Origin of the sequence: Allobosea sp. CS1GBMeth4 (genome assembly GCF_900185715.1) — a bacterium.
Classification (GTDB): domain Bacteria; phylum Pseudomonadota; class Alphaproteobacteria; order Rhizobiales; family Beijerinckiaceae; genus Allobosea.
Genome location: NZ_FYAS01000018.1, coordinates 96,839 through 109,855, shown reverse-complemented (window position 1 = coordinate 109,855; position 13,017 = coordinate 96,839). Strand labels below are relative to the sequence as shown.

The 13,017-nt window shown below is 60.3% G+C and carries 8 protein-coding genes; all 8 read left to right on the top strand.

The window, feature by feature from the left end:
* Positions 1-183: 183 nt before the first annotated feature.
* On the top strand, positions 184-2,745 hold the full coding sequence (locus CS1GBM4_RS11160) for an autotransporter outer membrane beta-barrel domain-containing protein (RefSeq protein ID WP_186418793.1): 2,562 nt from the start codon (positions 184-186) through the stop codon (positions 2,743-2,745).
* A gap of 562 nt (positions 2,746-3,307) precedes the next feature.
* Positions 3,308-4,732 (top strand): 3-isopropylmalate dehydratase large subunit, encoded by a 1,425-nt coding sequence (gene leuC, locus CS1GBM4_RS11155; protein WP_186418792.1) that lies wholly within the window; start codon positions 3,308-3,310, stop codon positions 4,730-4,732.
* Positions 4,732-5,349, top strand: a complete 618-nt coding sequence (gene leuD / locus CS1GBM4_RS11150) for a 3-isopropylmalate dehydratase small subunit (RefSeq protein ID WP_186418791.1) — start codon at positions 4,732-4,734, stop codon at positions 5,347-5,349. Before leuC ends, leuD begins: the two co-directional genes overlap by 1 nt.
* A 273-nt stretch (positions 5,350-5,622) precedes the next feature.
* Positions 5,623-7,431: a tripartite tricarboxylate transporter substrate-binding protein gene (locus tag CS1GBM4_RS11145; protein WP_186418790.1), complete on the top strand. Its 1,809-nt coding sequence runs from the start codon at positions 5,623-5,625 to the stop codon at positions 7,429-7,431.
* A 307-nt stretch (positions 7,432-7,738) separates the two neighbouring features.
* Positions 7,739-8,635 carry an isocitrate lyase/phosphoenolpyruvate mutase family protein gene (locus tag CS1GBM4_RS11140; protein WP_186418789.1) on the top strand — a complete coding sequence of 299 codons (897 nt, stop codon included), beginning with the start codon at positions 7,739-7,741 and terminating at the stop codon, positions 8,633-8,635.
* Positions 8,636-9,546: 911 nt separating this feature from the next.
* Entirely contained in the window at positions 9,547-10,227 is a 681-nt protein-coding gene (locus tag CS1GBM4_RS11135; protein ID WP_186418788.1) for a L,D-transpeptidase, read from the top strand.
* A gap of 612 nt (positions 10,228-10,839) precedes the next feature.
* Complete coding sequence (locus tag CS1GBM4_RS11130) at positions 10,840-11,184, top strand: MerR family transcriptional regulator (RefSeq protein WP_244607172.1); 345 nt, start codon at positions 10,840-10,842, stop codon at positions 11,182-11,184.
* An 873-nt stretch (positions 11,185-12,057) separates the two neighbouring features.
* Positions 12,058-12,933, top strand: a complete 876-nt coding sequence (locus tag CS1GBM4_RS11125) for a LysR family transcriptional regulator (protein WP_348522321.1) — start codon at positions 12,058-12,060, stop codon at positions 12,931-12,933.
* Positions 12,934-13,017 lie beyond the last annotated feature (84 nt).

Sequence of the window (13,017 nt, the reverse complement as noted above, 5' to 3'; positions counted from 1 at the left end):
AATAACGGAACAATTCGGATGATCTCAGATAGATTCATATCTCTTCCGGTCAATTCTACGCCACTTTTATACGGATTGGCTGGGCTATTTTCGCTTGTGCCAGCTGTCCTGACCTGGAACGAGGCCTTCGCGGCCTGCACACTCACAACGGCTCCCAATACTTACACATGCTCAGGAGCGACGTTGAGTGAGCAATTTTTGTTTGCCGCAAACAATGCGACCTTCACCACATCAGGAACCTATGGCGTCAACATCACCGGCCTCGGAGGTGGTCTTCCCGCGCTCTCCATCTGGGGTCACGGTGCGAAATCCTATTCCGATACCAATGCAACCGTTATCGACACCACCGGAACGGTAGACCCAACTAACGGCCTCTACATCGTCGTAGGTAACGACTTGCCGGGATCCCCCGCGTCCTTGACGTTTCGATCGAATGGCAACTACTTTACATCCGGTGACGGCGTTTCGTTTTCCGGTATGGGCGGGCAGCCGGAAAGTGGGCGGTTGGACGCTGTTTTTACCGGCAAGATCGACGCGGGAGGGATAGGTCTTATCGCCTTTACGCCGGGCCAGGGCGCGACAATTACAGTCAACGATGTTCACGGCAGGTCTGTCGCGATACGGGCCACGATTGGAAGCACCTCCTCAACCGAAGCACGCGTGCTTCAGGACCTGACGATCAACACCAACGGTCTGGTTCGCGGAGACCCCGATGCCTTCGGCACAGAGAGCTACGGCATCAACGTGCTGGTCACCAACGGCGCCGCAAGCGGCCTGGCACCCGGCGTCAAGACAAACATCAATGTTGCGTCCACATCCATCGTCGAGGGCGACCGAGCTGCAATTTCAGTGCTGGCATCGAATTTTCCAGGGCAAACACTCGAAACCGACCAGAACCCTATCATTATAAACAATTATGGCGTCATCCGGAATAATTCTCAAAAATCAGACGCGCTGGCCATTCTAGGAACAGACGTTCGCTTCGAAATCAACAATATTAATTCGCTCATAGGCACAGTATCTCTTGGAAAATACAATGATATTATTACCAATACGGGCATTTGGAATACCGCTAACGGGTCAAGCGATTTTGGCGCCGGCAACGATGTCGTCCAGAATAACGGCACGGTGCTCGCCGCCACCAACGCCGGCGTCGCCGAGATGACGACGCTCAGTCAGCTCGAAACGTTCAGCAACAACGCTTCTGGCACAATTCGCATGAACGACGGCGCGGCCGGCGACGTTTTGACTACCGGAGGCAATTATATCTCGAATGGCGGGCGGCTGCTGGTCGACACATTCCTCGGGACCGACGCCTCGCCCAGCGATCGGCTGGTGATCCGCGGGGACAGCCTGCTCGGCTCAGCCGCGACCTGGCTCCTCGTCGCGAACACCACGGGCCGCGGCGCGCAGACCACCAGCGACGGCATCAAGGTGGTGCAGGTCGACGGCGCTTCGGCGAGCGGGGCCTTCGTGCTCGGCAACCGCGTCGCCGCCGGCGCCTACGAGTACCTGCTCTATCACAACGGCGTCGGCGCCAATGCCGGCGACGGCGACTGGTACCTGCGCTCGACGCTGATTCCGACCACCACCACGTCGAATTCGACAGAGACGGCGCAACCGGAGTCCAGCCCGCTGCCGAACTATCGCGTCGAGGTGCCGGTCGACATGGCGGTGCCGGCGCTGGCCAACCGCTTCGGCCTGGCGATGCTCGGCACCTATCACGACCGCGCCGGCGAGGATTACGCCGACCCGATCACGGCGCCGCCGGCCAAGCCGATCTGGTGCAAGGACCCGGCGAAGGGCTACCGCTGCACGCCGACGGCGCAGCAGAACGGCTATTACGCCGATGCCGCCACAGGCGAGGGCGAGCGGCGCAAGGCGGCCTGGGCCCGGATCTTCGGCGAGACCGGCGAGGTGGGCTATGGCAGCAAGGGGATGATCTCGCGCTACAACAGCTTCGAGAAGCACGGGCCGTCCTACGATTTCGGGGTGGCCGGCGCGCAGATCGGCCTGGACCTCTATCGCAGGCTCAACGACAACGGCACGCGCGACATCGCCGGCCTCTACATCGGCGCAGGCCGCGTCGACAGCGAGGTCAAGGCGGTCTATGGCGGCAAGGCCGGCTCGACCACGATGAACGGCTATTCGCTCGGCGCCTACTGGACGCGCAAGGGCGCCTCGGGCTGGTATGTCGACGCCGTGGTGCAGGGCACCTGGTACGACCGCATCCGCGGCAGCTCGGTGCTGGGCGAGACGCTGAAGACCAATGGCTGGGGCTTCACCGCCTCGCTCGAGGCCGGCTATCCGGTCGCGCTCGGCCAGGGCTGGGCGCTCGAGCCGCAGGCGCAGCTGATCTACCAGCGCGTCTCGATCGACGACGGCGCCGACAGCTACGGCCTGGTGCGCTACGACGACACCAACGCCGTCTACGGCCGCCTCGGCGCCCGCCTGACCAAGGCGTGGACCCGCGAGGACGGGCGCCTCGTCACGGTCTGGGGCCGGGCCAATCTCTGGCACGCCTTCGGCGCCGATGCCAAGACCACCTTCACCAGCCTCTCCGGGACCAACCCGGTCGCGCTCAACACCGAGCTCGGCGGGACCTGGGCCCAGTTCGGCCTCGGCGTCTCCGGCCAGATCAGCCGGACCACCAGCGTCTTCGCCTCCGGCGACTACAATCTCGCCCTCGGAAATGCCAACGGCCACAGCATCGCCGGACGCCTCGGGCTGAAAGTCGTCTGGTGACCCTCGGACGACGTCAGAACCCGCTCTTCAGATTCACCCCCTGGAGTGTGGGTTTAGGGACCTCCGCCGAAGTTTTCACGGCGGGGGTCTCGCCTCGTCTGCCCTACGGCGCCGCACGTCTGCAGGCATGGGCCGGGGGGCCCGGACAGAAATGAATGCCGGCTTCCTACTGGGCCACGCGCTGTGCGGCTTGTCTGTCAACCTTCTTCCGCTCAATTTCGCCTGTCGCAACCGACTTCGATATTGAAGGGCAAGCCGGCGGCGTTTTCACCATGGTTGACGTGAATGGCTCCTGTCTGGGCAAGCTGCCACCACGAATTCAGGGGCGGCCGGGTCGAGACTTCGGTCGACTCGCTCTCACGCAATGGCGCTTTTCACCCTCCTTGGTGCTTCCGCTCTGGACAGCCGACCGTGGCGAAGCTGATCGCCTCAAAAACGGCGAGCGCGGGCACCTGTCTCATACTAAGCACTTTATCTTGTATTATATATAAAACAGCCATTGCGTTCTTCCGGATCCTGCCGTTAGCATACGGCGCAGCGCTGGTGAGGAAGAGGCCCGTGCATGACTGCCCCCGGAGGGATGCCACGAACGCTGTTCGACAAGGTCTGGGATGAGCATGTCGTGGTGGAGCGCGAGGACGGCCAGAGCCTGCTGTGGATCGACCGCCACTTCCTGCACGAAGGCTCATTCCACGCCTTTGACAAGCTTGCGGCGCGCGACGCCGCGGTCGCGCGGCCGGATCTGACCTTCGCCGTCGAAGACCATTATGTGCCGACGCGCGTGCGCGATCTTGCGATGATCGATCCCGCGGTCCGGCGGATGATCGAGCAGTTGCGCGCCAATGTGCTTCACCACCGGTTGCGACTGTTCGGCCTCGAGGATCCTGGACAGGGCATTGTCCATGTCGTCGGGCCCGAGCAGGGACTGACGCTGCCCGGTCTCACCATCGTCTGCGGCGATAGCCATACAGCCACGCACGGCGCTTTCGGGGCGCTCGCCTTCGGCATCGGCGCCTCGGAGGTCGCGCATGTCCTGATGACGCAGACGCTCTGGCAGAAGAAGCCGAAGCGACTGCGCGTCACGGTGGAGGGCCGGCTCGCCCCCGGAATTGTCGCCAAGGACGTCGCGCTCTCGATCATCGCGGCCATCGGCGCGGACGGGGCGGCCGGCCATGCGATCGAGTATGCCGGCTCGACCATTTGCAGCCTCTCTATGGAGGGGCGGCTGACCTTGTGCAACCTGTCGATCGAGGCCGGCGGGCGCTGCGGGATGGTAGCCCCGGACGCGACCACGCTCGCCTATCTGCGGGGGCGTCCCTATGCGCCGCCGCAGGGAACAGCGTTCGAGCGTGCTGCCGAGGACTGGCTGTCGCTCGCCAGTGATGGCGACGCCGCCTTCGACAAGGAGGTCGAGCTCGACGCCGCGCGGATAGCGCCGATCGTGACCTGGGGCACGAGCCCGGAGGATGCATTGCCCGTCACAATGCGAGTGCCGGACCCTACCGAAGCTGCCGATGCCGGGCGGGCCGCCCATATCCGCGAGGCGCTCGACTATATGGGCCTCACCGCTGGACAGCGGCTGACCGACGTCCGGATCGACCGAGTCTTCATAGGCTCCTGCACCAACAGCCGCATCGAGGACATCCGGGCCGCCGCCGCCGTGCTTGCCGGCCGCAAATCCCAGGTGCCGGGGCTGGTCTCGCCCGGTTCGGCGCAGGTCAAGCGTCAGGCGGAGGAAGAGGGGCTCGACCGGATATTCCGAGCCGCAGGGCTCGAATGGGTCGCGTCCGGTTGCTCCATGTGCGTCGGCATGAATGGCGACCTGGTTGCTCCCGGCGAGCGCTGTGCCTCAACCACCAACCGCAACTTCCGTGGCCGCCAGGGACCGGCCTCGCGGACGCATCTGATGTCGCCGGCCATGGTCGCCGCCGCGGCGGTCACCGGACATCTGGCCGATATGCGCGTCCTGCTGGAGAGCCGGATGTGATGCGTCCTTTCACCATGCTCTCTGCGCCGGCCTGCCCGCTGCCGCTCAGCGGCATCGATACCGATCAGCTCATTCCCGCGCGCTTCATGAAGCGATCGCGGGCCGAGGGCTATGGCGACTATCTGCTGCATGATCTGCGCTTCGATGAAACCGGCGCGCGACGGCTGGATTTCCCGCTCAACCGCCCAGGACGCGACGGCGCGCAAGTACTGGTTGCGCGCCGCAATTTCGGAGGGGGGTCTTCGCGCGAGGCGGCCGTGTATGCGCTGGTCGACTACGGGATCCGCTGCGTGATCGCGCCGAGTTTCGCCGACATCTTCGCCTCGAACGCTGTCAACAATGGACTGCTGCCGGCGCAGGTCGCCGAGGGCGACGGCGAATGCTTGATTGCCGTGCTCGAGAGTGGTTTGTCGGAGATGACGGTGGACCTTTCCACCTGTCGGATCGTCGCCGGCAATCTGGTCGTGCCCTTCGAGGTGGAGCAGGTCTGGCGCACCAAGCTGCTCAACGGCTGGGACGATATCGACCTGACGCTCAGCCAGTCCGCCGAAATCAGGGCTTTCAACCTTGCCGACGCGGCCCGGCGTCCCTGGGCTTCGCCGCGGGCGGGGGAATAGGCTGCGACGCAGTTTGCTTTCGGCCGCTTCGAACGGGAGCTTCGCGTGGATAGGCGAGCCCCGGGGGAGACGACTGCGAAGGATGCGCTGTTGCTCCCGCGCCTGCTGCTTCCCGTTGAGCCTACCAGTTGACCGAACAGGGCATCCCGCCTCGGAGGCGCGCCAACCGTCTCCGGTGCGACGGCTGTTCGGGCCGACCCAGCGCTTGACAAGCGCCAAATCTGTATTAATCACAATACAAATTTCAGTATCATAAATGGGTGGGCGCTGGGCATGTCGATCGTCGAGCCACTGAAGACGCGCAGGCTGTATCTCCTGCTCCGCGATCGCATCATCAGCGGCGAGGCGCGGCCGCAGACGCGGCTGCCGAGCGAGCCATCCCTTGCTGAGGCGCACGGGGTCTCGCGCGTCACCGTGCGACGAGCGCTCGACAAGCTGGCTGCCGAAGGGCTGATCGAACGGCGCCCTGGATCCGGGACCTTCGTCAGCGCGCAGGTCACGGCAGCTCCGCTGATCGCGGATTTCTCGAATGTGCTGACCCATCTCATCGAGATGGGGCGTCAAACAAATGTACGGCTTCTTTCCTTCGACTACGTCAATGCAACGCCTGCTCTCATCGACGCGCTGCGGCTCGCACCGGGCGAGCGCCTGCAGCGTTCAGTGCGCGTGCGACTGATCGACGGGCAGCCCTTCTCTTATCTCGTGACCCATGTGCCGCAGCGCATCGGCGTCTCCTATTCGGAGGCCGACCTTTCCTCGACGCCGCTGCTTGCGCTGCTCGAGCGTTCAGGCGTCGTTGTGACGAGGGCCAGCCAGACCATCAGTGCGACGCTGGCCGGGCCTGACGTTGCCGAGGCGCTCGGCCTCGAGGTCGGATCGCCGCTGCTCTCGCTGACCCGCGTCGTTTATGGCCCGGACGACAAGGGCGTCGAGCATCTGCATGCGCTCTACAGGCCCGATCGCTACTCCTTCCGGATGGAGCTCGAACGGGCCGGCAGCGCTCGCAAACGGCGCTGGGCACCGGTGCCGGGCGTCCGAAGCCGGCGAGTGTCCCAATTTACGCGGGAGGAGAGCGCGGATCTGTCGGCTTGGGCTCGCCCGGGCCGCAGTTCCGCCACCGCTCCAAGTCGACGCATGATCCTGGCAGGCGCGCTCGGATTGATCGCAGGGCCGTGTCTGGCACAGGAGACGTGGCCGAACCGGCCTGGAAGGGTGATGGTTCCCTATCCGGCCGGAGGCGCGACCGACGTGATGGGGCGGTTCGCCGCCGAAGCGCTCTCGCAGATCACGGGTCAACGCTTCATCGTCGAGAACAAGGCGGGTGCGTCCGGCGCGATTGGGACCGCCGAGGTCGCGAATGCTCCGGCGGACGGCTATCATTTTCTGATCGCAACGCCAGCGACGCATGTCAGCAATCAGTATCTGCGCGACAAACTGCTCTACGATCCTGAAGCCTTCGATCCGGTGGTCATGCTGTCGCGCAGTCCGATGCTGCTGATCGCGACGCCGGCGTTGCCGGTGAACTCGGTCGCCGAGTTGATCGAGCTCTCGAAGCGGAAGCCGGGCAAGCTCAACTACGGCAGTTCAGGCATCGGCAGCACAAGCCATCTTGCGCCCGAGCTATTCAGGAAAATGGCCGATGTCGACTTTACCCACGTGCCGTATCGCGGCGCTGGGCCGGCCATGACCGACTTGCTGGGCGGGCAGGTCGACCTGATGTTCGACAATCTCCAGACGGCCCTACCGCAGGTCGAAGCGAAAAAGGTGAAACTGCTCGGCGTGACCAGCGCGGAACGTCTGCCGAACCTTCCCAAGGTGCCAGCCATTGCCGAGACGGTACGGGGTTACGAGGCGTTGAGCTTCCTCGGATTGATGGTCCGAAAGGGCACGCCGCCGGCGGTGATAGCAAGAGCCAACTCTGTCGTGAGCGCTTTCTTTCGAAAGCCCGAGGTTGCCGCCAAGCTTGCTGCGCTCGGCGTCGAGTTCGTGGCGAACACGCCGGCCGAATTCGCGACCTTCCTGGGCCGGGAGCGCGAAAAATGGGGTACTTTGATCAGGGAGCGCGGTCTGAGGGCCGAGTGAGACATCTCTCTGCTACGTCAAGGCTGGATCGCGTCCCGAGAAAATCCCACGACACGACCTTGATATCCATTCGACCACCGCGACGCGATTTAGGAAGACCATGCGACTCTTGTCACCTTCAGCCCACGCGCGCGTCCGCGCACGCCGATGGCGAAGACGACGTCCGCGCGTTTCGGCCGGCCTGGCCTGTTCCGGGCTGGCGAAACTGCGTGCCAACCGGATTGGATAAGCTCGTGTGGAAGCAATTCACCGCCTTCACCGCGCTTGGCGGGAATGTGAGGCACCGTCGCCTTCGAGGACGACTTTGATGAGCCTGAAACAACGACTGACAGCCACAGCGCCGATCGTAGCGCCCGGCGTGTACGACGCGCTGACGGCTTCGCTGGCGGCGGCCGCAGGCTTCGAAGCCTTGTATCTCTCGGGGGCGGCGATCGCTTACACGCGATTGGGGCGCCCTGACATCGGCTTGGTCTCGATGAGCGAGGTCGCCGAGGCGACGGCGCTGGTCCGCGAACGGGTGTCGACACCGATAATCGTAGATGCCGATAATGGTTACGGCAACGCTCTGAACGTCCAACGAGCCGTGCGAGTTCTTGAACGGGCAGGCGCCAGCGCAATTCAGATCGAAGACCAAACTTCGCCGAAGCGGTGTGGACACCTGCAAGACAAGAGCCTGGTCAGCCCGCGTGAGATGGTCGGGAAGATTAAGTCCGCCGTCGATGCTCGATCTAGTGAGGAGACGTTGATCGTCGCCCGCACCGATGCCATCGCTGTCGAAGGATTCGAGCGAGCTATCGAGCGTGCACGGCTCTATGCCGATGCGGGCGCCGATGTTCTGTTCGTCGAGGCACCGCAGTCGCGCCAGCAACTCGCCCGCATCACGATGACCCTCGGCGACCGCCTGCCGCTTCTCGTCAACATGGTCGAGGGTGGTGACACCCCCCTCGCATCGGCCAGCGACCTTGGTGAGATGGGGTTCCGGATCGTGATCTTCCCGGGCGGCATCGTCCGAGCGCTCGCTCGCACCGCTCAAGAGTATTATCGCTCATTGCAAGAGCACGGCACGAACGAGCCGTTTCGCCATCGAATGTTCGATTTCGGCTCTTTGAACGCCTTGATCGGGACGCCCGACATGTTAGCGCTTGGCCGCTCCTATGAGGAGGCCGGCACGGCGGCTCCCCGGAAGGAGGACGCCTCTCGATGAGCTCGGGCCCTGCGCTCGAACCCGCAGTTTCTGTTATAGCGCCCCTCTGCTGGTCGGTACCCGATCGCTGCGTTCCTTCCCGCTCATCGACGTCGCAGAAGAAGTGGTAAACGCCCCAATGGACAGCGGAGACCGCCTATCGGGGATCAATCGTGCCGGCAATGAGCGCCAGCGTGCAATTTCGATGTGCTTTTGTGATTGCCGCCCCCTCTCCGCTCGCGGCGCCCGGGCGTCGATGACTGAAGCATCAATACAGCATCAGCTTTTTGAATATACTCGTGAAATGTAAATATTTCTTGAGTTAATCATTTGAATTACTAGTGTTATTCCGAGTCAATTTCTGATGAGCACTTAACGACTTAAGCCCATTGCCTTTCCCGCGATCCGGTCAGCGCCTCTTTCGCAGAATTAAACATTATACGAATCGGTACTACAAGATAGCGCCGAGTCGCAATGTCTTATCCTTTATTTGCATATAAGAATAAAACTACCCATTACCCTCTGCAGAATTTCAACACCGTGAGAACGCCAAACTGTTCCAAGAAGCCCGAAAACAAAGAACCCGCTCCACTGATCCGCGGTTCAGCTCGACTCATGTTCACAGTCGCTTCCAGATGTCGAGGTTTCGCCAATGAGAGACGATCAGCTATATGAGTATTCATTGCCTCTGGACGGAGCACATGCATGTCAAAAGGCATCGAATGTTCTTATATGCGGACTCATTCCCAGTGCGATTCTATGGATATTTATGATATCGATCTTTCTGACTCGCTGGGACCTAGCGCTTTCTGTCGTTTTTTTTGCCTTCCTGGGAGGGCTGATTGGCTGGCGGGCGGGACGAATTCTGCAAGAACCATGAAGGGCATAGACACGTCGCATTTCGGTTCCAAAAAAGGATACGGCTTATAGGCATGTCCACCACAGTCGGCCATCATTCCAAGAAAAATACAGCACCTTACTGGCCATATGGCTCGATCAAATTATCCAGGCGGTGGGTTGTTTCAAGCTTGATCTACAACAGCTCCCCGCTAGCATTAACCGGCTGCGGCATGACCGCTCAACCGCAAAATATCGCGCAAACACGGCGGTTCGCAGGCGAGCCCTTTGAGGTTCGCGCGGTTAATCGCGCCCGATTTGACCCCAGTCTGCAGCCGACGCGCGTTCCCAACACGACCGGAGAGAGGCCGGGAACGGTCGTCATCGATACGGCCGCAAGACAGCTTTTCCTGGTGGAGGATGATGGCAAGGCTGCTCGCTACGGCGTCGCCGTTGGAGCGGCTGGTCAGGCCTGGAAAGGTCGGGCCAGCGTAGGGCGCAAGACAGCATGGCCTGCCTGGTATCCTACCGACGAAATGAAAAAGGTCGCTCCTGGAATCCCCGCGCGCATTCCGCCCGGGGAAGACAACCCGCTCGGCGCCCGAGCCCTTTATCTCTACCGGGGTGGGCGCGACACGCTTTATCGCATTCATGGAACATCCGAACCTTGGACGATTGGCACCGAGGCTTCCTCCGGTTGCATTCGCATGTTCAACGAGGACGTGATTGCTCTTTACGATCGCGTTCGGATCGGAACTAGTGTACTTGTGAAGTGAGCAACCCGTATAATATGAATTAATATTGACTTAGTTCTGACCATTTATACAGATTTGCTTTCAATTGCGCGCCCCTTTTGATACTTCAGTCACTCGAATATGACAACGATATACGTCGGTACCGCCTATGATGAATATCCAAAAACTCTGCTGGATACCTGAAGTCAACCTCGCGGTCCAAAGAGAAATCCGTGAATGGGGCGGAGACGCTCCATTGCATGTACTATACTCAATCACCGAAGAAGTCATTTCAAATGAATTCGACCGAATTGACGAGGCTGAACGACGCTTTCTAATAGATCTTCTAGGGACCTTCACTGCATACAGAGATCGAAAATCTCAGCTCAACCTTGGAACTCATCTGCTGGACACTCTGCTCGAACAGGTCTCCAGATGTCCAGGCCTGAGCAGCCGCTTCTCGGCGTGACTGGGCAAGGCTTCGAGCGTGTGCGGGGAGGCCGTCGAGATGGTGGCAGCCGGCTTCCATGAGGCATTGGAGCAGAACCAATCCTCGGCGCGCCATCGTGCCGCGATGGTCACGCTCAGCAATACGCAGGCGCCCGTAGGCCCGCTTGAGAATGACCTGCCTTTCACCCGAGCATGAGGACAATAGTGTCTGCTATCGCTACGTTTACAATCGGCGAATTGGCTGAAGAGTTTGGTGTTACTCCGCGGGCGCTACGCTTCTACGAGGAGCGCGGCCTCTTGACCCCGACACGGGATGGTTCCGACCGTCGTTACCGTGACGTCGACCGGGCGCGTCTGGCCCAGATACTCGAGTTCTCCAGAATGGGCTTCACGCTTTCTGAGATCAAAGCTGGCAAGTTCTCGCCCGAGAAACTCAAGGCGCAACTCGAGTATATGCGGGAGCAGCAAACGCAAGCGGCAGAGGCCATTCGCCTTCTGGAACGGCTGCTTGCATCCAACGGGTCTGAAGGCATTCCCACCCCCTCTTGACGTCGCGAGGAATCGCCCGCTGATAGCTGGATCACTCTTTGCGAGTTATTGCGCGGCACAGCTGTCGCCGCACATCGTAGCGGCCCGCCAGGTCGCTGCGCGCCGCCGCCTGCCAACTCCACTGCAACAGTTCGGTGAACCGGCTCTGCGAGGCAGGCAGGCACGGCCACATGCCATACCAGCGGGGCGACGTCGTCGAGCTTCGCCGCGGTGATCGGCGTCGCCACGGAGGCCCACCGTGAGCTCAGACACAAGCACGTGACGCTCCTATTCTCTGGGACGAGTACATCGCGCGTCATCGGGATAGGTACCGCTACAGCCGCTTGGCGGCCCTCTATCGCGACTGTGCGGCGAACCAAATCTTTCTGCCGCGAGCGAATCCGCGCAGACTGTGCACTGCTCTTCAGGCAGCTCCATCCGCCATCGACTACGAGGCCGAAGCGACTGCAGCGCTTGAGCAGGCAGTCGTTCGGCCTGGTAACGGACGACGAGAGGGCAGCTTGAGGCGCTGCGCGGCGGAGCAACAGTCAGGTCTTCGATGAGCGGCCGGCCCGCTATAATTCATAAGTTTGCGTTCTGAATTCAATATAAACCTCGATTGTATTGACATTCTTGTGAATCAATTCTTCAACTTTGAACAGATGTAATACAGCATCTATATATAGTTGAACTTCAATTCTCCAATAGACGGAATTCATATTTCAATTAAAAGCATCTTGACTGATTGGAGAGCGAAGTTATTAATTTCGATATTATCTCAGATTTGAGTTTATTTGCAAATAAAGCGTGGGCATTGCATGCCTCGGGGTAATCGCGGCCGGCAGGATCGAGACTCCTACGCGACAATTTAGGTGTATAGGAAGGTATATTTTTATGCCTAAATGGTCTTCCCGCCTCACATTCGAAACAATAAAGGTCGTTCATCAGGTATTAAAAAAGAGAAACATGACCATTGTATCGAACGAAATCGGCATGACTCAGCCGGCTGTCACATTTCACGTTCGGAAATTTGAAGAAATTTTTGGAAGAAAAATTATCTCCCGTGTTGGAAATAAATTGGTGGCCGGCGAAGATGCCGTGCGAGTTATGGAAATTTGTGAGGCAATTTTGAAAAGAAGTGACGAGCTGACTGAGCTTAAACGATCCCCCTGGTCCAAGAGACGCCGCATTGGGATTTGCTACAGCGCATTCTCGGTCCTGATGTCACGCGGAGTGGTCATCGTCGATTTGCTGGATCGCTTTCAGATCACCGTTTCCGCTCCGGCGGAACTGTCAGAGCGGTTCAATTCCGGGGAGCTTCACGCGGTCTTTCGACCAGTTCACCCGAAGGAGGCTCGCCCGGATCTGGTGATTGAAGTGCCGCTCAGTTGGGTTGCATCGCGGCAATTACGGTTCTCGAGCGAGGTGGCCGACCCGGTGCCGATTATACTGGAGGGCCCGAAGTCGGCCAGCGCCGCCTTGACGCGGAATTATCTGGAGGGTGCCGATATTCCGTATCGAGTGATGGCCGAAGTCGACGATTATGAATCTCTTAGGATTCTTGTTGAGGGCGGCATCGGATTTGTGCTTGTTCCCGAATTCAGAGTTCCGTACTTCGGACTTGAGCAAGGTCACAAATTTCCATATAACTACGACGACCTGCATGGATGCTTCGGACTTTTTTGCCACAAGCGAGAGTTTCCTCTCTCTGACGAATCAGATCTATTTGAGTTGATCGTCTCCGAGCTGATTCCGAGAGAGACCCTGTGAAATGGCTTCGCGCCCAAGAAAAATCATCCCCAGACTAGTTCGATGCTGCGCTCGGTGACGGAGCTGCAGATGTCCTTGGACAGG